At 64.5% G+C, this 20,405-nt stretch carries 17 protein-coding genes; 16 read left to right on the top strand and 1 reads right to left on the bottom strand.

From position 1 onward, the window contains the following. Positions 1 to 10: 10 nt before the first annotated feature. Positions 11 to 1,321 carry a sn-glycerol-3-phosphate ABC transporter substrate-binding protein UgpB gene (gene ugpB, locus KYG_RS11775; protein ID WP_008905125.1) on the bottom strand — a complete coding sequence of 437 codons (1,311 nt, stop codon included), beginning with the start codon at positions 1,319 to 1,321 and terminating at the stop codon, positions 11 to 13. A 287-nt stretch (positions 1,322 to 1,608) separates the two neighbouring features. On the opposite strand from ugpB, the gene serA reads away from it, so the two are divergent. From serA to clsB, 16 genes are all read left to right on the top strand, one after another. After that, positions 1,609 to 2,838: a phosphoglycerate dehydrogenase gene (serA, locus tag KYG_RS11770; RefSeq protein WP_008905124.1), complete on the top strand. Its 1,230-nt coding sequence runs from the start codon at positions 1,609 to 1,611 to the stop codon at positions 2,836 to 2,838. 191 nt (positions 2,839 to 3,029) lie between these two features. Further along, positions 3,030 to 6,944, top strand: a complete 3,915-nt coding sequence (locus KYG_RS11765) for an FAD/FMN-binding oxidoreductase (protein WP_008905123.1) — start codon at positions 3,030 to 3,032, stop codon at positions 6,942 to 6,944. Positions 6,945 to 7,180: 236 nt separating this feature from the next. Beyond that, positions 7,181 to 7,612, top strand: a complete 432-nt coding sequence (locus KYG_RS11755; RefSeq protein ID WP_008905121.1) for an HIT family protein — start codon at positions 7,181 to 7,183, stop codon at positions 7,610 to 7,612. Between the two features lie 79 nt (positions 7,613 to 7,691). After that, on the top strand, positions 7,692 to 8,114 hold the full coding sequence (locus KYG_RS11750) for a gamma-butyrobetaine hydroxylase-like domain-containing protein (protein WP_008905120.1): 423 nt from the start codon (positions 7,692 to 7,694) through the stop codon (positions 8,112 to 8,114). A gap of 215 nt (positions 8,115 to 8,329) precedes the next feature. After that, the gene (gene ubiE, locus KYG_RS11745; RefSeq protein WP_008905119.1) at positions 8,330 to 9,061 is read left to right on the top strand and encodes a bifunctional demethylmenaquinone methyltransferase/2-methoxy-6-polyprenyl-1,4-benzoquinol methylase UbiE; all 732 of its coding nucleotides are present in this window, start codon (positions 8,330 to 8,332) and stop codon (positions 9,059 to 9,061) included. 49 nt (positions 9,062 to 9,110) lie between these two features. Then, the gene (locus KYG_RS11740) at positions 9,111 to 10,124 is read left to right on the top strand and encodes a Tim44 domain-containing protein (protein WP_034694236.1); all 1,014 of its coding nucleotides are present in this window, start codon (positions 9,111 to 9,113) and stop codon (positions 10,122 to 10,124) included. A 55-nt stretch (positions 10,125 to 10,179) separates the two neighbouring features. After that, entirely contained in the window at positions 10,180 to 10,782 is a 603-nt protein-coding gene (locus KYG_RS11735) for an SCP2 domain-containing protein (protein ID WP_008905117.1), read from the top strand. Beyond that, on the top strand, positions 10,779 to 12,344 hold the full coding sequence (gene ubiB / locus KYG_RS11730) for a ubiquinone biosynthesis regulatory protein kinase UbiB (protein WP_008905116.1): 1,566 nt from the start codon (positions 10,779 to 10,781) through the stop codon (positions 12,342 to 12,344). Before KYG_RS11735 ends, ubiB begins: the two co-directional genes overlap by 4 nt. A 169-nt stretch (positions 12,345 to 12,513) precedes the next feature. After that, positions 12,514 to 13,965: a sodium:solute symporter family protein gene (locus KYG_RS11725; protein WP_008905115.1), complete on the top strand. Its 1,452-nt coding sequence runs from the start codon at positions 12,514 to 12,516 to the stop codon at positions 13,963 to 13,965. 86 nt (positions 13,966 to 14,051) lie between these two features. Beyond that, the gene (locus tag KYG_RS23800) at positions 14,052 to 14,390 is read left to right on the top strand and encodes an FmdB family zinc ribbon protein (RefSeq protein WP_008905114.1); all 339 of its coding nucleotides are present in this window, start codon (positions 14,052 to 14,054) and stop codon (positions 14,388 to 14,390) included. 9 nt (positions 14,391 to 14,399) lie between these two features. Further along, positions 14,400 to 15,023, top strand: coding sequence for a DUF502 domain-containing protein (locus KYG_RS11715; RefSeq protein WP_008905113.1), 624 nt, complete (start codon positions 14,400 to 14,402; stop codon positions 15,021 to 15,023). A 40-nt stretch (positions 15,024 to 15,063) separates the two neighbouring features. Then, positions 15,064 to 16,878 carry an aspartate--tRNA ligase gene (gene aspS / locus KYG_RS11710; protein WP_008905112.1) on the top strand — a complete coding sequence of 605 codons (1,815 nt, stop codon included), beginning with the start codon at positions 15,064 to 15,066 and terminating at the stop codon, positions 16,876 to 16,878. A 114-nt stretch (positions 16,879 to 16,992) separates the two neighbouring features. After that, a complete protein-coding gene (locus tag KYG_RS11705) occupies positions 16,993 to 17,823 on the top strand; it encodes a CsgG/HfaB family protein (protein ID WP_008905111.1) in 831 nt (276 codons plus the stop codon). A 6-nt stretch (positions 17,824 to 17,829) separates the two neighbouring features. Then, positions 17,830 to 18,306, top strand: coding sequence for a dihydroneopterin triphosphate diphosphatase (gene nudB / locus KYG_RS11700; protein WP_008905110.1), 477 nt, complete (start codon positions 17,830 to 17,832; stop codon positions 18,304 to 18,306). Between the two features lie 50 nt (positions 18,307 to 18,356). Continuing rightward, positions 18,357 to 19,094 (top strand): endonuclease/exonuclease/phosphatase family protein, encoded by a 738-nt coding sequence (locus KYG_RS11695; RefSeq protein WP_008905109.1) that lies wholly within the window; start codon positions 18,357 to 18,359, stop codon positions 19,092 to 19,094. A 4-nt stretch (positions 19,095 to 19,098) separates the two neighbouring features. Beyond that, on the top strand, positions 19,099 to 20,334 hold the full coding sequence (gene clsB, locus KYG_RS11690; RefSeq protein WP_008905108.1) for a cardiolipin synthase ClsB: 1,236 nt from the start codon (positions 19,099 to 19,101) through the stop codon (positions 20,332 to 20,334). The last annotated feature ends 71 nt before the right edge of the window (positions 20,335 to 20,405 follow it).

The raw sequence follows: 20,405 nt of genomic DNA, 5'->3' as shown, positions 1-20,405 counted from the left end.
GCAGCTTTACTTACTTGTTGGCGCGGGCAAAACGGGCCAGTTGCTCATTGCCACGGGCGACGGCCGTGTCCAGGGCTTCCTTGGGGGTCTTCTTGCCGGCCCAGATCTGTTCGGTTTCCTCGTCGATGATGGTGCGCACCTGCACGAAGTTGCCCAGGCGGATGCCGCGCGACTTGTCGGTGGCCTTCTTGATCATCTGCGTCACCGCCACGTCGGTGCCGGGGTTCTTGGTGTAGAAGCCCGAAGCTTCGGTCAGCTGGTAGGCGCCCATCGTCACGGGCAGGTAACCCGTGCGCTGGTGGCTGGCGGCCTGGATCTTGGTGTCGTTCAGGAAGTTCAGGAAGTCGGCAACGCCCTTGTATTCCTCGGCCTTCTTGCCGGACATGACCCACAGGCTAGCACCACCGATGGCGGTGTTCTGGGGGGCGCCCTTCACGTCATCGTAGTAGGGCAGGGTGGAGATGCCGTAGGCGAACTTGGCTTCCTTGGCCACGCGGGCATACAGGCCCGACGAGCCGGTGATCATGGCGCACTCGCCCGAGGGGAACGAAGCATCCGGCGCGTTGGCGCGGCCCTTGTAGACGAAGCTGCCTTCCTTGGCGGCCTTGGCCAGGTTCTCGAAGTGGCGCACGTGCAGGGGCGAGTTAAGTTGCAGCTGTGCATCGTTGCCGTCAAACCCGTTGTTCTTGGACGCGAACAGCGTGTTGTGCCACAGCGAGAAGCTCTCCAGCTGCGTCCAGCTGATCCAGCTGGTGGTGAAGGGGCAGCTGTGGCCGCTGGCCTTGAGCTTGGAGGCGGCAGCGAAGACTTCAGGCCAGGTCTTTGGCGGCTTGTCGGCGTCCAGGCCCGCCTTCTTGAAGGCGTCCTTGTTGTAATAGAAGATGGTGGTGGAGCTGTTGAGCGGGTAGCTCAGCATCTGGCCGTTGGGTGCCGTGTAGTAACCGGCCACGGCGGACACATATTGCGTGGGGTCGAACTTGAACCCGCCGTCGTTGAGCACCTTGGCCACGGGCACGATGGCGCCCTTGCTGGCCATCATGGTGGCGGTGCCGACTTCAAACACCTGCAGGATGTGGGGGGCGTTGCCCGCACGGAAGGCGGCGATGGCGCCCGTCATGGATTCGTCATACGTGCCCTTGTAGGTGGGCACCACCTTGTATTTCGTCTGGCTGGCGTTGTACTGCTTGGCCAGGTCGTTGACCCAGTCACCGAGCGCTGCGCTCATGGAATGCCACCACTGAATCTCTACCTGCTGTGCCTGCGCGGGTGCGCAGACGGACAGTGCGATGGCGGCGGATAGCGCCAGATGCTTGACTTGCATGAATGTTCCTCCAAGGATGACGAAATGCACAAGGGCCGGATGCTATGGAGCCGTTGTGACAATGGTGTGTCGTTGTCGCATGGCACCCCCCGTGTAACAACCGGGGAAACCCCGTGGGGCAGGTGCAGGGGGTGCGATTGTGACTCTTTTGTGACAGGTTGGAACGAATATACCGAGCGCTGCAAGGTTTTGTGCATTGCAGCATCGTTGGTGCATAGTCTGCCAAGCCACCCGCCCGCGCTGCCAGGGTTGTGACAGCGCCTTTTTTTCACACACCTTCTACTGCCATGGCCACCAACTCGCTGGACAAGAACAAGATCAAATTTCTGTTGCTCGAAGGCATCCATTCCTCTGCGGTGGATGTGATCCGAGCGGCGGGCTACACCCAGATCGAAACTGTCTCCGGAGCCCTTCCGGATGAAGAGCTCAAGCGCAAGATCGCCGACGTGCACTTTGTGGGCATCCGCTCGCGCACGCAGCTCACCGAAGAGGTGTTTGCCCATGCCGGCAAGCTTGTGGCCGTGGGCTGCTTTTGCATCGGCACCAACCAGGTGGACCTGAACGCCGCGCGCGAGCGGGGCATTGCGGTGTTCAATGCGCCGTATTCCAACACCCGCTCTGTGGCCGAGCTGGTGCTGGCCGAAGCCATCCTGCTCTTGCGCGGCATTCCCGAGAAGAACGCGGTGGCGCACCGGGGCGGATGGCTGAAATCAGCCGACAACGCCTACGAGATCCGTGGAAAGACCCTGGGCATCGTGGGCTATGGCTCCATCGGTACCCAGCTGTCGGTGCTGGCGGAAGCCCTGGGCATGCATGTCGCGTTCTTTGATGTCGTCAACAAGCTCCCGCTGGGCAATGCGCGGCAGGTGCACAGCCTGCACGACCTGCTGGGCCAGAGCGATATCGTGAGCCTGCACGTGCCGGAGCTGCCGTCCACCGAGGGCATGATCGGCGCCGCTGAAATCGCCGCCATGAAGCCCGGCGGCATCCTGATCAACGCCGCGCGCGGCACCGTGGTGGATATCGAGGCGCTGGCCGAAGCGCTCAGGGCCAAAAAGCTGCTGGGCGCCGCGATTGACGTGTTCCCGGTCGAGCCGCGCACCAACAAGGACGAGTTCCAGTCGCCCCTGCGCGGGCTGGACAATGTCCTGCTCACGCCCCACATCGGTGGCTCCACCATGGAGGCGCAGGCCAACATCGGCCTCGAAGTGGCGGAAAAGCTGGTGAAATACAGCGACAACGGCACCAGCACCTCGTCCGTCAACTTCCCCGAAGTGGCGCTGCCCGCCCACCCCGGCAAGCACCGCCTGCTGCACATCCACCGCAATGTGCCGGGCGTGCTGTCCGAGATCAACCGCATCTTTTCGGACAACGCGATCAACATTGCGGCCCAGTACCTGCAGACGAACGAGAAGATCGGCTATGTGGTGATCGACATTGATGCAGCCTCGTCCGACATCGCGCTGGACAAGCTGGCCAAGGTCACAGGCACACTGCGCAGCCGCGTGCTGTTTTAATGTTGCTCCTGATTTGATAGCTATTGGCGCTTATGGCATAAGCGCTGGTGGCCGTTTTTGCTTGAAACATTGCTTTCGAATCCCCTGCGTGGCGCCCGGTGCGTGCGCCCTGCCGGCGCGCTGGGAGGGCGTGGCATAAAATTCCGGCCCCAAGGCACGAGGGCGCGCAGCGCCTACCCCAGGTTGATCCTATGAATGTTCCGATAGCGTTGGCTGCCCTGCAGACGCAGGCCGCCGAGCCCGCCCGTCTGCGCGAGATTCCCTATAACTACACCTCGTTCTCCGACCGGGAGATCGTGATCCGCCTGCTGGGGTCCGAGGCCTGGAACGTGCTTGACCAGCTGCGCAAGGAGCGCCGTACCGGCCGCTCGGCCCGCATGCTGTACGAGGTGCTGGGCGATATCTGGGTGGTGCAGCGCAATCCCTACCTGCAGGACGACCTGCTGGACAACCCCGCCCGCCGCAAGCTCCTGGTGGATGCCCTGAACCACCGCCTGGCCGAGGTCGACAAGCGCCGCACCCCCGCCGACGATGCCGGGCGCGACCGCCTGGTGGGTGAGCTGGTGGTGGCCGCGCGCCGTGCCGTGGCCGAATTCAACGCCACCTTCGAGCAGGCCGCACAGCTACGCCGCCAGATTCAGAAGACCCTGGGGCGCCTTACGGCCAAGGACAACATCAAGTTCGACGGCCTCTCCCGCGTGAGCCATGTGACCGACGCGACCGACTGGCGCGTCGAATACCCGTTTGTGGTGCTCACCCCCGACACCGAGGCCGAGATGGCCGGCCTGGTCAAGGGCTGCATTGAACTGGGCCTGACCATCATCCCGCGTGGGGGCGGCACGGGCTACACCGGCGGCGCCATTCCGCTGACGTGGAAGAGTGTGGTCATCAACACCGAAAAGCTCGAAGCCATGACCGAGGTGGAGATGCGCCGCCTGCCGGGCATGGACAGCGAAGTCGGCACCGTGTGGACCGAAGCCGGCGTGGTGACGCAGCGCGTGGCCGATGCGGCCGAGCGTGCAGGTTTTGTGTTTGCGGTGGACCCGACCAGCGCCGAGGCATCGTGCATTGGCGGCAACATCGCCATGAATGCGGGTGGCAAGAAGGCCGTGCTGTGGGGCACGGCGCTCGACAACCTGGCCAGCTGGCGCATGGTGACGCCCGAGGCGCAGTGGCTGGAAGTGACGCGCCTGGACCACAACATGGGCAAGATCCATGACGTGGAAACCGCCACCTTCGAGCTGCAGTACTTCGAGGCCGACGGCAAGACGCCCCTACGCACCGAGCGCCTGGTCATTCCGGGCAAGACCTTCCGCAAGGAAGGCCTGGGCAAGGACGTGACGGACAAGTTCCTTTCGGGACTGCCCGGTATCCAGAAGGAAGGCTGCGACGGCCTCATCACCAGCGCGCGCTGGGTGGTGCACCGCATGCCCGAGCACACGCGCACCGTGTGCCTGGAGTTCTTCGGCAACGCCAAGGACGCCGTGCCGTCCATCGTCGAAATCAAGGACTTCATGTTCGCCGAGCAAAAGCGCAGTGGCGTGCTGCTGGCCGGGCTGGAGCATCTGGATGACCGCTACCTGAAAGCGGTGGGCTACGCCACCAAGAGCAAGAAGCACGGTGGCGGCCTGCCCAAGATGGTGCTGTTTGGCGACATCGCGGGCGACAACGCCGACGATGTGGCGCGCGTGACCAGCGAGGTCGTGCGCATTGCCAACTCGCGCAGCGGCGAAGGCTTCATCGCCATCAGCCCCGAGGCGCGCAAGAAGTTCTGGCTGGACCGCAAGCGCACGGCCGCCATCAGCCGCCATACCAACGCCTTCAAGATCAATGAAGACGTGGTGATCCCGCTGCCGCGCATGGCCGAATACACCGACGGCATCGAGCGCATCAACATCGAACTGAGCTTGCGCAACAAGATCAAGCTGTGCGATGCGCTCACCGACTTCTTCGAGCGCGGCAACCTGCCCCTGGGCAAGCAGGACGACGCGAGCGAAATCCCGTCGGCCGAGCTGCTGGAAGACCGCGTGGCGCAGGCCATTGCCCTGGTGGCCGAGGTGCGCGCCCTGTGGTCCGGCTGGCTGCAGAACGTGGAAACACTCTTCCCGCAGCTGCAGGACCACACCCTGCGCGCCAGCTGGAAGACGCAGCTGCGCGCACCGCTGCAGACGATTTTTGCGGGCGCGGCCTTCAAGCCGCTGCTGGATGAAGTCACTGCCATCCACAAGCGTGTGCTCAAGGGCCGCGTGTGGGTGGCTCTGCACATGCACGCGGGCGACGGCAATGTGCACACCAACCTGCCCGTCAACAGTGATGACTATGAAATGCTGCAGACGGCGCACCAGGCGGTCGAACGCATCATGGTGCTGGCGCGCAGCCTGGACGGTGTGATCTCGGGCGAGCATGGCATTGGCATCACCAAGCTGGAGTTTCTGACCGACGAAGAGCTGCGCCCGTTTGCCGAGTACAAGCAGCGCGTGGATCCGCAGGGGCGCTTCAACAAAGGCAAGTTGCTACGAAATAAGGAGCTGCTTGCGCAATCCCCGAAAGCGCTGGAGGCCAATTTGGCTTCAGATTCGCTGATGTACTCCGACCTGACCAACGCCTACACGCCGAGCTTTGGCCTGATGGGGCATGAGTCGCTGATCATGCAGCAGAGCGACATCGGCGCCATTGCCGACAGCGTCAAGGACTGCCTGCGCTGCGGCAAGTGCAAGCCCGTGTGCGCCACGCATGTGCCACGCGCCAACCTGCTGTACAGCCCGCGCAACAAGATCCTGGCAACGTCGCTGCTGGTCGAAGCCTTCCTGTACGAAGAGCAGACCCGCCGGGGCGTGAGCATCAAGCACTGGCAAGAGTTCGAGGACGTGGCCGACCACTGCACGGTGTGCCACAAGTGCGAGAGCCCCTGCCCGGTGAAGATCGACTTTGGCGATGTCACCATGAACATGCGCAACCTGCTGCGCAAGATGGGCAAGAAGAGCTTCCGCCCCGGCAACGCGCTGGCGATGACCATGCTCAACGCCACCAACCCGGACACCATCAAGTTCATGCGTTCGGCGATGGTGGACGTGGGCTTCAAGGCCCAGCGCCTGGCCGTTCAACTCTTGCGCAAGGTGGGCCGCAAGCAAACGGCCAAGCCGCCCGCCACGGTGGGCACCGCGCCCATCAAGGAGCAGGTGATCCACTTCATCAACAAGAAGCTTCCCGGTGGCCTGCCCAAGAAGACGGCGCGTGCGCTGCTCGACATCGAGGACAAGGACTACGTCCCGATCATCCGCAACCCCAAGGCCACCACGGCCGAGACGGAGGCGGTGTTCTATTTCCCCGGCTGTGGGTCGGAGCGTTTGTTCAGCCAGGTGGGCCTGGCGACGCAGGCCATGCTGTGGCACACCGGGGTGCAGACGGTGCTGCCACCGGGTTATCTGTGCTGCGGCTACCCGCAGCGCGGTAGCGGCCAGTTCGACAAGGCCGAGAAGATGATCACCGACAACCGGGTGCTCTTTCATCGGGTGGCCAACACGCTCAACTACCTTGATATCAAGACCGTGGTGGTGAGCTGCGGCACCTGCTATGACCAGCTGCAGGGCTACGAGTTTGACAAGATCTTCCCGGGCAGCCGCATCATCGACATCCACGAATACCTGCTGGAAAAGGGCGTGAGCCTGCAGGGCAAGGGCGCCTACCTGTACCACGAGCCCTGCCACAACCCCATGAAGCTGCAGGACTCGATGAAAACCGTGAAGGCGCTGGTGGGCGAGCAGGTCTTGAAGAGCGAGCGCTGCTGCGGGGAGTCCGGCACCCTGGGCGTGACGCGGCCCGACATCTCGACCCAGGTGCGCTTTCGCAAGGAAGAAGAAATCCGAAAGGGCGAAGCCGCCCTGCGTGCCAGCGGCGCCGTGGATGCGCAGGCCAACGTGAAGATCCTCACCAGCTGCCCCAGCTGTCTGCAGGGCCTGAACCGCTACGAAGGCGACCTGAACAACGGCTTGCTCGAAGCCGACTACATCGTGGTCGAGATGGCGCGGGAGATCTTGGGCGAGAACTGGATGCCCGAATACGTGCAACAGGCCAACAACGGCGGCATCGAACGGGTCTTGGTGTAAATGAAGCTCCTCTTGAGTCGCTCCGCGCCTCGGTGCAGCCGCCAGAGGCGACAGCTCTTCGGGGCCGTCCAAGCCTGCGCTGGCAGGCTTGGAGCCGCGGCCCTCAGCCCCTCTCTCGCTGCGCGGGAGGGGGGCGACGCCCTCACTGCGGGGCGGCCCTTGCTCGATGTCCCTCGCTTGCGGTCGCGCCAGTTTCGTGCGGTACGTGACGTGAAAAGCTTTGGGGAGCTGTCTGAATGAGCTGTCCCCTCTGTACCGATGACGGTGGTGCCTTGGTCTGGCGCGGCGAGCGCCTGCGTGTCATCCGCGCGCAGGAGGCGGGTTTCCCTGCCTTCTACCGCGTGGTCTGGAACGCGCATGTGGCCGAGTTCTCGGACCTGGCCGCCGCGGACCGCGTGCACTGCATGGAGGCCGTGGCGCTGGTGGAACAGGGCCTGCGCCAGCACCTCTCGCCCGCCAAGGTCAACATCGCGGCGCTGGGCAACATGGTGCCGCACCTGCACTGGCACGTGATTGCGCGGTTTGACTGGGACAGCCACTTCCCCGCGCCCGTATGGGCCACTGCGCAGCGGCCCAGCCCGGCTGCGCAAGAGGCTGCTGTGCAGGCCCTGCTGCCCGCGCTGGAGGCCTACCTGCAGTCCAAGTTGGCGCAGTGGGCCGCCCGGTAACCTTGCTGGCAGCGTGCGCCGGGACGGGTGGGACAATGGCAGCCGTCGTTTCTGACAACAGTTTTCTCAAGGTGATTCCATGGCAGGTTTGAAAACGGGTGCGCCCACGCCGCAGGCCCTGACGGTGCATGAGCAGTCGCGCGTGCTGGAGGTGGGATTTTCGGATGGCGCCACGTTCCGCATTCCGTTCGAGCTGATGCGCGTGTACTCCCCCTCGGCCGAAGTGCAGGGCCACGGCCCGGGGCAGGAGGTGCTGCAGACGGGCAAGCGCAATGTGGCGCTGGTCAATCTGGAGCCAGTGGGCAACTACGCGGTCAAGCCCACGTTCTCGGACGGGCACGACAGCGGCATCTTCAGCTGGGACTATCTTTACGAACTGGGCCAGCAGCAGGATGCGCTGTGGGCCCAGTATGTCGAGCGGCTGGCTGCTGCCGGTGCCGACCGCGATGCGCCCATGGCGCCCAAGGGCGGTGGTGGAGGCCATGCCTGTGGCAGCCACTGAAGGCGCCTGACCGCGCTCTGCGAGGGCCCTGCGCGTAAAGCCGCGCATGTCCCTGTGCACCAAGGTGCTATTGAAAATATAGCTATCGGCGCAATACCTGATTGCGCTGGCGGCCGGTTTTGTTTCAATAGCGTTGTCCAAATTGCGACACATGCCCCGTTTCAGTGCGGGGTTGTCGCTGTACCTCGGGCGTACACGCGCCTAGCATGATTCTTATGAGCACCACGCATTTTGGTTTTCAGTCGGTGGACGAGCAGGAGAAGGCACGCCGCGTGCGGGGCGTGTTCGACTCTGTGGCCTCCAAATACGACGTGATGAACGACCTCATGTCGGCCGGTCTGCACCGTGCCTGGAAGGCCTACACCGTGATGGTGGCCAACCTCGGCGAAGGCAGCCAGGTGCTCGACATTGCGGGTGGCACGGGCGACCTGGCGCTGGCGTTCTCCAAAAAGGTGGGGGCGTCGGGCCGGGTGGTGCACACCGACATCAACGAAGCCATGTTGCGGGTGGGGCGTGACCGCCTCATCGATGCGGGTGTGGTGCTGCCGACGCTGGTGTGCGACGCCGAGAAGCTGCCGTTTCCTGACGCGCATTTCGACGTGGTGAGTGTGGCCTTTGGCCTGCGCAACATGACCCACAAGGACCAGGCCATTGCCGAGATGTGCCGCGTGCTCAAGCCGGGTGGCAAGCTGCTGGTGCTCGAATTTTCCAAGGTGGCCAAGCCGCTTTCGAAGGTGTACGACTGGTATTCGTTCAAGGTGCTGCCCCAGCTTGGCAAGCTGGTGGCGGGCGACGACGCCAGCTACCGCTACCTGGCCGAGTCCATCCGCATGCACCCGGGGCAGGAAGAGCTCAAAAGCCTCATGCAAAAAAATGGTTTTGGGCATGTGGACTATCACAACATGACAGGCGGAATTGTTGCCTTGCATGTTGGAATCAAGTGCTGAGCGGCTGCGTGTTGCAGCGCTCGGATGGATTAACGGAGACGGAGAAGTCATGATGAAACTGTGGTCTGTGGTGTTGGTGGCAATGCTGGCGTTTGCACACGCCGACGCGGATGCCAAGCGGTTGGGTGGCGGCAAGTCGATGGGCAAGCAGTCCAGCAACGTGACCCAGCGTGATTCGGCAACGCCCCCCGCGACGCCGGGCGCTCCGGCCCAGAACGCCACGAACACGGCCGCCAAGCCTGCGACTGCGGGTGCTGCGCCTGCCGCTGCGGCAGCCAAGAAGCCCTGGGGCGCGATGCTCGGTGGCCTGGCCGCTGGCCTGGGCCTGGCATGGCTGGCCAGCTCGCTCGGCCTGGGCGAAGGGTTCGGTCAGATCCTCATGATCGCCCTGTTTGCCATGCTGGCCTTTGCGATCTTCAAGATGGTGATGCGCGCGCGCCAGGGCGGCAACATGGCTGGTGGCTCGCCGCTGGCTTTCCAGGGCGCGGGTGGCGCCGCCACCCCGGCGGCGGCCCAGGTGCCTCCACAGTACAGCCCCAACAACGTGGGCAACGACGCCTCCGCACGCCCCTGGGAGCGCAGCAGCATGGCCTTTGATGCATCGCGCACCGGACAGGTGGGTGCAAGCTCCGGCGTGGTGATTGGATCGGGCCTTTCCGGTTCGCAGAACTGGGGCGTGCCGGCCGATTTTGATGCCGAAGGTTTCCTGACAGCGGCCAAGCGCAACTTCGTCACCTTGCAGGCCGCCTGGGACCGTTCGGACATCTCCACGCTGCGCTCGATGATGACCGACAGCATGCTCGAGGAGATCCGCACCCAGCTGGCAGAACGCGAGGAGCACCGCGGGGCGCAACCCAACCTCACGGACGTGGTGATGATCGAAGCCCAGCTGCTGGGTATTGAAGACCTGGGCGATGGCTACATGGCCAGCGTCGAGTTCTCGGGAATGATCCGCGAAGAGCCTTCCGCGGGCCCCAGCCCCTTCCGCGAGGTCTGGAACATGACCAAGCCCAAGGCGGGCGGCACCGGCTGGCTGGTGGCAGGCGTGCAGGCCCTGCAGTAACCACGGAAAGCCCCCTGCTGTGGGGCTATCCGAGTTCAGGGAATAATCGGGGACTATGGCAACACCACAGTCCCCTTTTCCTTTTCTGAACGGCCTCTTTGAGCGCCTGGCCGCCGGCCCGCAGCCACCGCAGTGGCTTGTGCACGAGATGCAGCAACGGATGGTGCTGTTCCTCAACCACGTGCTGATGCAGGAAAAAGAGGCCACGGACCGCCTTGTGCGCCACAAGGGACGCATCGCACGGGTGCAGTGGCGTGCGTACTCGCTGGCCCTGGTGATTACGCCCGCAGGCCTGTTCAACCTGGCCCCCGAATCCGCTGTGCCGGATCTGCGGCTTGAAGTGACCGACACCTCTGCGCTCAGCCTGGCACAGTCCGCGCTGCGCGGCGACAAGCCGGCCATTCGCATTGAAGGCGACGTGCAACTGGCGGCAGAAATCAACTGGCTGGTGGACCACGTGCGCTGGGATGTGGAAGAAGACCTTGCCCGCGTGATCGGTGACGCGCCCGCGCACACGCTGGGGCAGTTCGCCCGCCGGGCTGCCCAGGCGCTGCGCCAGTTTGTGGGCGCGCGCATGCCCGCAAGCGCCAACGCGCCGGTGCCGCCTGCCACGCCGCCACTGTCGCCGACCTCCGGCGTTGACCGGGCCGACGCATGAAGCGTTTCCTGCGCGGGGCAGCCATCTTGTGGGTGGTGTTCCGGTTTGGCCTTGACGGCTTGCTGCTCGACAGCTTTCAAAAGCCGTGGCTGCGCATGATCTCGCGCGTGCTGTCGGTGGGGCGCAAGCTGGATGCGCCACGCGGACAGCGGCTGCGCGAGGCGCTGGAGAGCCTGGGCCCCATCTTCGTCAAGTTTGGCCAGGTGCTCTCGACGCGCCGCGACCTTCTGCCCCCCGACATCGCCGACGAGCTGGCCCGCCTGCAGGACCGGGTCCCGCCTTTTGACCCCAACATAGCCATTGCCACCATCGAACGGGCGTTTCGCCGTCCCGTGGATGAAGTCTTCACGTCTTTTGACCGGGTGCCAGTGGCCAGTGCTTCCATTGCGCAGGTGCATTTCGCCACGCTCCGTGACCGCCAGGGGCTGGAGCGCGAAGTCGCGGTGAAGGTCCTGCGTCCGGGCATGCTGCCGGTGATCGAAAAGGACCTGAGCCTCATGCGCATGATGGCCGGGTGGGTCGAGAGCCTGTCTGCGGATGGTAAGCGCCTCAAGCCTCGCGAAGTCGTGGCAGAGTTCGACAACTACCTGCATGACGAGCTGGACCTGGTAAAAGAGGCCGCCAACGCCGCCCAGCTGCGCCGCAACATGCAGGGGCTGGACCTGGTGCTGATCCCCGAGATCTTCTGGGACTTCTGCCACGCCGAAGTGATGGTGATGCAGCGCATGAATGGCGTGCCCATCAGCCAGATCGAGCGCCTGCGCGACGCCGGGGTGGACATTCCCAAACTCGCGCGCGACGGCGTCACCATCTTCTTCACCCAGGTTTTCCGTGACGGCTTTTTCCATGCCGACATGCACCCGGGCAATATCCAGGTGAGCCTGGACCCGGCCACGTTCGGGCGCTACATCTCGCTCGACTTCGGCATCGTGGGCACGCTCACGGAAGTGGACAAGGAGTACCTGGCGCAGAACTTCGTGGCGTTCTTCCGGCGCGACTACAAGCGTGTGGCCGAGCTGCACATCGAAAGCGGCTGGGTACCGCCTGAGACGCGCGTGAACGATCTCGAATCGGCCATCCGCGCGGTGTGCGAGCCGTATTTCGACCGGCCGCTCAAGGAAATCTCGCTGGGCATGGTGCTCATGCGGCTGTTCCAGACCTCCCGCCGCTTTCAGGTGGAAATCCAGCCGCAGCTTGTGCTGCTGCAAAAGACCCTGCTCAACATCGAGGGCCTGGGCCGCGAGCTTGACCCTGAACTCGACCTGTGGAGCACCGCCAAGCCTTTTCTCGAAAAATGGATGCTTGAGCAGATGGGACCCCAGCGCCTGTGGCGCGAACTCCGCGCTGAAGCGCCGCACTACGCAAAGATGCTGCCCGAGCTGCCGCGCCTGGTCTATGACGCCCTGCGGCAGCGCCCCACCACCCAGCAGCATGCATTGCGCGAATTGCTCGAAGCCCAGCACCGCACCAACCGGCTGCTTCAGTCCATCATTTACGGGGGAGTAGGTTTTGTGCTGGGCCTTCTGGCGATGCAGCTGTTTGTCCGGCTGCGGATTTTCTGAAGTGGGGCGAACGGCACGGAAGTTGCCTTCATAATCCGCACCAACTTTTGTTACGTGTCCCGTCACAAAGCTGTCACCCCTGGGTCTGCAGGGGCCTCGGCGCCTCGAAGGAGCAAGGCCGGGGCGCACCTGCTTTTTGCAACCTTCCTTGGAGTTTCGGAGCGGCGCCATGCTGATCACCTTCATCGTTCTGTACCTGCTGGCCTCGATCGGGATTGGGCTGTATGCCGCCACACGCGTGCACAACACGGCCGACTACGCGGTGGCGGGCCGCAGCCTGCCCCTGGCGGTGGTGATCGCAACCACCTTTGCCACCTGGTTTGGCTCGGAAACCGTGCTGGGCGTCTCGGCACGGTTTGTGGACGGGGGCCTGGGCTCGGTGGTGGAGGACCCGTTTGGCGCCTCCATGTGCCTGATTCTGGTGGGCCTCTTTTTTGCCTACAAGCTCTACAAGAAGAACCTCATCACCCTGGGTGACTACTACCGCCAGCGGTATGGGCGCGTGATCGAGGTGGCCTGCTCGGCCATCATCATGTTCAGCTACCTGGGCTGGGTCGCCGCACAGATCACGGCGCTGGGCCTGGTGTTCAACCTGCTGACCCAGGGCTACGTCTCCATCACCATGGGCATGGTCATTGGAACGGCCATCGTGCTGATCTATACGCTCTACGGCGGCATGTGGTCGGTGGCCATGACGGATTTTGTGCAGATGATCGTGATCGCCCTGGGGCTGCTGGCCATCGCCTGGTATGCCGCTGACCTGGCGGGCGGCGCGGGCAAGGTGGTCGAATACGCGGCACGTGAAGGCAAGTTCCAGTTCTTCCCCACGGGCGGCCTCAAGGACTGGACATTCTTCTTCGCCGCAGCCATCACGATGATGCTCGGCTCCATACCGCAGCAGGACGTGTTCCAGCGCGTGATGTCATCCAACAGCGCCGAGACGGCGCGCACGGGCCCGGTGATCGGCGGCGTGCTGTATCTGCTGTTTGCCTTCATTCCCATGTTTGTCGTCGTGGCGGCCGTGCTTGTCATGCCCGAGACTGCGCAGGCGCTGCTCAAGGATGATCCGCAGAAGGTCTTGCCTACGCTGGTGATGGAACGCATGCCGATGTTCCTGCAGATCGCCTTCTTTGGCGCCCTGCTGTCGGCCATCATGTCCACGGCTTCTGCCACGTTGCTGGCACCTTCCACCACCTTTGTGGAAAACATCCTGCACAACCTGCGGCCCGGCATGACGGATGCCCAGACGCTCAAGGCCATGCGCATTTCCGTGCTCGTGTTCACCGCCTGCGTGCTGACCTACGCCATCACCATGCAGGGTACGTCGATCTATGAGCTGGTGTCGGGCGCTTACCAGGTGCCGCTGGTCGGGGCGTTTGTCCCGCTGGTGTTTGGTCTGTACTGGAAGCGCGCCACCACGCAGGGCGCGATACTGGCCGTGGCGATGGGGCTGGGTGTGTGGCTGCTGTTTGTGGCCAGCCCCATGCTGTCCGAGGCTTTCCCGCAGCAACTGGCAGGCGTGCTGGCGGCTCTCGTCGGTATGGTGGGCGGCTCGCTCGCGCCGCAGTGGGTCGATGACCACAAGGGCCATGTGACGCACTACGAAGGCAGCGCCGCCTGATGCCGGCCCCGCGCCGGCGCGCGGGGCTTGAGGATGGGCATGCCGCCTATAATTGAGGGTTTTGCACTTTCCCTCAACACACTGACATGCCTATTTACGCCTACAAATGCGGCTCCTGCGGCCATGCCAAGGATGTGCTGCAAAAAATCTCTGATGCTCCCCTGACGGTGTGCCCCGCCTGCGGCGCGGAGGCATTTTCCAAGCAGGTCACTGCGGCCGGCTTCCAGCTCAAGGGCTCGGGCTGGTACGTCACAGACTTTCGGGGGGGCAGCGGCGGCAGTTCCGCCCCCGCAGCGGAAAACAAGTCCGAGACGAAGAGCGACACGGCAAGCGCTGGAGATGCTCCTAAAAAAGAAGTTTCCAGCGCAGCTGGCACAAGCGTTGGCGGCAGTTCGGCAGCTTCTTCTACCCCTTCGGCGAACTGAGTCCCCTGCATGGCTGCCTTGCGCAAATGGCTCTTGACAGGCCTTCTGGTCATCGTGCCCGGTGTCATCACGGCCTGGGTGCTCCACTGGATTGTGAGCACCCTGGATCAGACCCTGCAAATCCTGCCCGTTGCATGGCATCCTGACCGGCTGATCGGTTTTCACGTTCCCGGCTTTGGCGTGGTGCTCACGCTGCTGATCCTCCTCGTGGTCGGGGCCATTGCCAGCAACTTTGCAGGCCGCAAGCTGGTGCAGTGGGGGGATGCGGTGGTGCACCGCATTCCCGTGGTGCGCTCGATCTATTCCAGTGTCAAGCAGGTGTCGGACACACTGTTTTCGGAGAGCGGCAACGCCTTTCGCAAGGCGGTTCTGATCCAGTGGCCACGCGAGGGTGTCTGGACCCTGGCCTTTGTCACCGGCGCGCCCAACGGCGAAGTGGCGGCCTACCTGCGTGACGAATTCGTGAGTGTGTATGTGCCCACCACGCCCAACCCCACGGGCGGGTATTTCGTGATGCTGCGCAAGAGCGACTGCGTCGAGCTCGACATGAGCGTGGACGCTGCCCTCAAATACATTGTTTCGATGGGTGTCGTCGCTCCGGCTGACCCGACGCTCGTTTCCCACAGTAAGTAAATCCCTTTAACGCGCCCCTTGGGCGCCGGAAGTTTCTGCCATGGCCATGCGTTCCCACTATTGCGGTCTTGTGACCGAAGCCCTGATGGGCCAAACCGTTTCCCTGTGCGGCTGGGTCAATCGCCGCCGCGACCATGGTGGTGTGATCTTCATCGACCTGCGCGACCGCGAGGGCCATGTGCAGGTGGTGTGCGACCCTGATCGCGCCGAGATGTTCAAGACGGCCGAAGACGTGCGCAACGAATTCTGCGTGCAGGTGGTGGGCCTGGTGCGCCCGCGCCCGGCTGGCACCACCAACGACAAGCTCAAGAGCGGCCAGATCGAAGTGCTGTGCCACGAGCTCAAGGTGCTCAACCCCTCGGTCACGCCTCCGTTCCAGATGGATGACGAGAACCTGTCCGAGACCACCCGCCTCACGCACCGGGTGATGGACCTGCGCCGCCCGCACATGCAGCGCAACATGATGCTGCGCTACAAGACCGCCATCCAGGTGCGCAACTTCCTGGACGCGGAAGGCTTCATCGACATTGAAACGCCCATGCTGGGCAAGAGCACGCCCGAGGGCGCGCGCGACTACCTCGTGCCGAGCCGCGTGCATGACGGCCAGTTCTTCGCGCTGCCCCAGTCGCCCCAGCTCTACAAGCAGATGCTGATGGTGGCCGGCTACGACCGCTACTACCAGATCACCAAGTGCTTCCGTGATGAAGACCTGCGCGCCGACCGCCAGCCCGAATTCACCCAGATCGACTGCGAGACCTCGTTCCTGAACGAGGAAGAAATCCGCGCCATCTTCCAGCGCATGATCACCGAGGTGTTCAAGACGCAGCTGGATGTGGACTTGGGCGAATTCCCCATCATGACCTACCAGGAGGCGGCGCACCGCTTCGGCTCCGACAAGCCCGATCTGCGCGTGAAGCTTGAATTCACCGAGCTGACCGAGGTGATGAAGGACGTGGAGTTCAAGGTGTTTTCCGGCGCTGCCAACATGAAGGGCGGCCGCGTGGTGGCCCTGCGCGTGCCCGGTGGCTCGGCCGAGAGCGGCGGCATCAGCCGCGGCGAGATCGATGCCTACACCGAGTTCGTGAAGATCTACGGCGCCAAGGGACTGGCCTACATCCGCGTCAACGACCTGTCCAAGGGCCGCGATGGCCTGCAGTCTCCCATCGTCAAGAACATCCACGACGCAGCGCTGGCCGAGGTGCTCAAGCGCTCGGGCGCGCAGAATGGCGATTTGATCTTCTTCGGAGCCGACAAGGAAAAGATCGTCAACGACGCCATCGGCGCGCTGCGCCTGAAGATCGGTCACAGCGAGTTCGGCAAGAAAAACGGCCTGTTCGAGAACCGCTGGGCCCCGCTGTGGGTTGTGGACTTCCCCATGTTCGAGCACGACGAGGAAGAAGACCGCTGGACGGCCGTGCACCACCCCTTCACCAGCCCCAAGGACGGCCACGAAGAGTTCATGGCCACCGATCCCGGCAAGTGCATTGCCAAGGCCTACGACATGGTGCTCAACGGCTGGGAGCTGGGTGGTGGCTCGGTGCGTATCCACCGCGCCGATGTGCAAAAGAAGGTGTTTGATGCGCTCAAGATCACGCCTGAAGACGCACAGGCCAAGTTCGGCTACCTGCTCGATGCCCTGCAGTACGGCGCGCCCCCGCACGGTGGCCTGGCGTTCGGCCTGGACCGCCTCATCACGTTGATGACCGGTGCGGAGTCGATCCGCGACGTGATTGCCTTCCCCAAGACCCAGCGTGCGCAGGACCTGCTCACGCAGGCGCCTTCGCCCGTGGACGAAAAGCAGTTGCGCGAGCTGCACATTCGCCTGCGCAACATCGACGCGGTCAAGGCGGTCTGATCCGGCGCCCTGGCCGGAACCATCGGATGCACCGTGGTGGCATCGCACCGAAAGCGGCAAGGGCCTCAGGCCCCTGCCGCTTTTTTCTTCGCCGGTACTGAAAGGAAACCCTTCATGCGCTTCATGAACCTCCAGGTCTTTTGCGTGGGCGCGGTGCTGCTGGCCCTCGCGGCCTGTGGCGAAAAGAAGACCGAGCTCGGCCAGGGCGGCTCCGTGGTCACCGGCTCGGCGGGCCCGCAAGGAGCGCACAACGCCGCCAAAGAGCTGCTGCGTTGCGATGCACCCGTGGCCACGGTGGCGCTGGCTGAAAACCCGCACGGCTACACCTACGGTGCGGCCTACCAGCTTCCGCCGTCGCCTGTGCCTCTGGTGAAACTGCTGGCCCAGCAAAGCGGGTGTTTCCGCGTGGTGGACCGTGGCGCGGGCCTGCGCGCCACCGTACGCGAGCAGGAGCTCAAGGAATCGGGGGTGCTGCGCCAGCAGAACTCCACGGTGGCCAAGGGCCGGGGCTATGAGGCGCAGTACACGCTCACACCCAGCCTCACCTTCAGCGAGCAGGACGCCGGGCGCGGGCTGGGGGGCGTGATCGCCATGCTTCCGGTGCTGCGCGACATCGCGGGGCTGGCCGGCATCGTGGAGCAGGTCAGGTTCAAGGAGGCGCAGACGGCCCTTTTGTTGTCAGACAACGAAACCACGGAGCAGGTTGCGGCCGCCACCGGCGCCGCACGCACCACCGACCTGGGTGTGGGCGGGCTGGTACTGGGCAGGCTCGGAGGCGCCGCCGGCGCGGGCTGGAGCAATACCAACGAAGGCAAGGTCATTGCCGCAGCGTTCCTGGATGCGCACAACCAGCTGGTGGTTCAGGCCCGGGCATTGCAGGCCAAGGAGCTGCCCCCGCCGGTGCCCACGGCAGGCCCGGCCGCCACACGCACCCGGGGTGGGTAGCCCGCCATGGAGCCTGCGCAGCCGCCGCGGCCCTGGAAAATTCCGGAGTCGGTGCTGGTCGTCATCCACACCCCCGATCTTGAGGTGCTGCTGATACGGCGCACCGGCGGCGACGGGCATTGGCAGTCCGTCACCGGGAGCAAGGACCACCCGCAGGAGCCGTTTGAAGACACGGCGCGGCGCGAGGTGGCAGAAGAAACCGGCATCGACACCGGTGCGTCCGGCTGCGCGCTGACCGACTGGGCGCTGGAGAACATCTACGACATCTGGCCGCAGTGGCTGCACCGCTACGCCCCGGGCGTGGTGCGCAACCGCGAGCGGGTGTTCGGGCTGTGCGTGCCCCGGGGCACGCCCGTGGTGCTCAACCCGCGCGAGCACGATGCCTGGCAGTGGCTGCCCTGGCAGGCTGCGGCGGACACCTGTTTTTCGGCGTCCAACGCCGAAGCCTGCCTTCTGCTCCCCCGATTTGTGCGGGGCAACTGAGCGGCGAGACTGCGCGGCATGCCGCCGGGCGCTTGCGACACAATCGGGTCATGGAACATGACGATATTCTGCGGGTGGCGACCTACAACATCCACAAGGGCGTGCAGGGCATCGGGCCGGTGCGGCGGCTGGAGATCCACAACCTGGGTCTTGCGGTAGAGCAGCTCGACGCCGACATCGTCTGCCTGCAGGAGGTGCGCAAGCTGCACCGCCGCGAGCAGGCCTACTTCCAGCGCTGGCCCGAGTTGCCCCAGGCCGAGTTCCTGGCGCCCGAGGGCTACGAGGCCGTGTACCGCACCAACGCCATCACCAAGCACGGCGAACATGGCAACGCGCTGCTTTCGCGCTGGCCCGTGATCGGCCACCAGCACGAAGACATTTCGGACCACCGCTTCGAGCAGCGTGGCCTGCTGCATGTGGAGGTGGACGCGCACGGCCGCCGCGTGCATGTGATCGTGGTGCACCTGGGGCTGATCCCCGGCAGCCGCATCCGGCAGATCGAACGCCTGCAGCGCTTCATCGAGCGCGAGGTGCCACCGGGCACGCCCCTGGTGGTGGCCGGCGACTTCAACGACTGGGGCCTGCAGATCAAGCGCATGCTGGCAGGCTTTGCGCTGTACGAATTTGATGCACCCCGGGCCTTCACCTACCCCGCGCGGCTGCCCCTGGCCCAGCTGGACCATGTGTACGTGCGGGGCCTTACGCCGCTGTCGCTGCACGTGCCGCGCGGCCGCATCTGGTGGCGCATGTCCGACCACCTGCCACTGATTGCTGAATTCCGGCTATGACCCCGTGAAGAAAAAGCCTGTCCTGCTTCGCGGATCTGAATTTGCCGACGACCACCAGGTGCGGCTGCTGCAAGGGGCCGAGGAGCTGTTTCCCGCCCTCATCGAAGCCATGGATGCGGCGCTGTCGGACATTCAGTTCGAGACCTACATTTTCGACTTCACCGGCGCCGGCGCCGCCGTGGCTGAAGCGTTGATACGCGCTGCCGGACGCGGCGTGCGCACCCACCTGGTGGTGGATGGGGTGGGCACCGGCAACTTGCCCCCCACCTGGGCACAGCGCCTGCAGGCGGCCGGTGTGCAATACCGCGTGTACTCGCCGCTGGGCCCGCTGGGGCTGCTGCTGCCGCACCGCTGGCGCAGGCTGCACCGCAAGCTGTGTGTGGTGGACGGCCACGTGCTGTTTTGTGGCGGCATCAACGTGCTGGATGATTTTCACGACCCCAACCACGGCCCGCTGGACGCCCCGCGGTTTGACTTTGCCGTGCAGGCCACCGGCAGCCTGGTGGCGCCGGCCAGCGAGACGATGGACCAGCTGTGGTGGCGCATGCAGGCGGTGCGCGATGCGCGCCAGCGCCGCCTGCCCGAGGCCTTGCAGGCCCTGCGCGCGGCCAGCGCCGCCAAGCATGCGGTGCGGGCCGCCGAGGCGGGGCCGCCCATGCGGGCCGCGCTGGTGCTTCGCGACAACGTGCGCAACCGCAGCCGCATCGAGAAGGCCTACCGCAAGGCCATCGGCGCGGCGCGGCACGAGGTCATCATTGCCAACGCGTATTTCATGCCCGGCGGCAAGCTGCGCCGCGCGCTGGTGATGGCCGCGCGCCGGGGCGTGCGCGTGCGCCTGCTGCTGCAGGGGCGCTATGAATATTTCATGCAGTACCACGCGGCGCGGCCGGTGTATGGCGCGCTGCTGGAGGCCGGTGTGGAGATCCATGAATACGCGCCCAGCTTTCTGCATGCCAAGGTGGCCGTGATCGACGCGCTGGGCGACAAACCCTGGGCCACGGTGGGCTCGTCCAACCTCGACCCCCTGAGCCTGCTGCTGGCGCGCGAAGCCAACGTGGTGGTGGAAGACGCCGCCTTTGCCACTGACCTGCGCCAGCGACTGGTGCACGCCATGCAGCATGCGGGGCGCCGCATGGACCCGGCGCGCTATGCAGGCCGCCCCCTGCGCCAGCGGGCGCTCGACCGCGTGGCGTTTGGCCTGATGCGGCTGGCCCTGTGGATCACCGGCAACCGGTATTGAGCCCAGGCGTGTGTGCGTGCTAGCGTGCGTTGAATTGTTTGCTATATAAAATATAGCTACTTGCGCTTGTC

It is taken from the genome of Acidovorax sp. NO-1, from assembly GCF_000238595.1.
Taxonomy (GTDB): Bacteria; Pseudomonadota; Gammaproteobacteria; order Burkholderiales; family Burkholderiaceae_C; genus Acidovorax.
The sequence above is the reverse complement of the archived record's forward strand: the minus strand, read 5'-3'. Positions and strand labels throughout refer to the sequence as shown.

Bases quoted from the DNA above. Each gene is read 5' to 3' on its own strand.
- aspS (WP_008905112.1), top strand. From the start codon at position 15,064: ATGGCCATGCGTTCCCACTATTGCGGTCTTGTGACCGAAGCCCTGATG.
- KYG_RS23800 (WP_008905114.1), top strand. From the start codon at position 14,052: ATGCCTATTTACGCCTACAAATGCGGCTCCTGCGGCCATGCCAAGGAT.
- nudB (WP_008905110.1), top strand. From the start codon at position 17,830: ATGGAGCCTGCGCAGCCGCCGCGGCCCTGGAAAATTCCGGAGTCGGTG.
- ugpB (WP_008905125.1), bottom strand. From the start codon at position 1,321: ATGCAAGTCAAGCATCTGGCGCTATCCGCCGCCATCGCACTGTCCGTC.
- KYG_RS11755 (WP_008905121.1), top strand. From the start codon at position 7,181: ATGAGCTGTCCCCTCTGTACCGATGACGGTGGTGCCTTGGTCTGGCGC.
- serA (WP_008905124.1), top strand. From the start codon at position 1,609: ATGGCCACCAACTCGCTGGACAAGAACAAGATCAAATTTCTGTTGCTC.
- KYG_RS11765 (WP_008905123.1), top strand. From the start codon at position 3,030: ATGAATGTTCCGATAGCGTTGGCTGCCCTGCAGACGCAGGCCGCCGAG.
- KYG_RS11725 (WP_008905115.1), top strand. From the start codon at position 12,514: ATGCTGATCACCTTCATCGTTCTGTACCTGCTGGCCTCGATCGGGATT.
- KYG_RS11715 (WP_008905113.1), top strand. From the start codon at position 14,400: ATGGCTGCCTTGCGCAAATGGCTCTTGACAGGCCTTCTGGTCATCGTG.
- KYG_RS11735 (WP_008905117.1), top strand. From the start codon at position 10,180: ATGGCAACACCACAGTCCCCTTTTCCTTTTCTGAACGGCCTCTTTGAG.
- ubiE (WP_008905119.1), top strand. From the start codon at position 8,330: ATGAGCACCACGCATTTTGGTTTTCAGTCGGTGGACGAGCAGGAGAAG.
- KYG_RS11750 (WP_008905120.1), top strand. From the start codon at position 7,692: ATGGCAGGTTTGAAAACGGGTGCGCCCACGCCGCAGGCCCTGACGGTG.
- KYG_RS11705 (WP_008905111.1), top strand. From the start codon at position 16,993: ATGCGCTTCATGAACCTCCAGGTCTTTTGCGTGGGCGCGGTGCTGCTG.
- ubiB (WP_008905116.1), top strand. From the start codon at position 10,779: ATGAAGCGTTTCCTGCGCGGGGCAGCCATCTTGTGGGTGGTGTTCCGG.
- KYG_RS11740 (WP_034694236.1), top strand. From the start codon at position 9,111: ATGATGAAACTGTGGTCTGTGGTGTTGGTGGCAATGCTGGCGTTTGCA.
- KYG_RS11695 (WP_008905109.1), top strand. From the start codon at position 18,357: ATGGAACATGACGATATTCTGCGGGTGGCGACCTACAACATCCACAAG.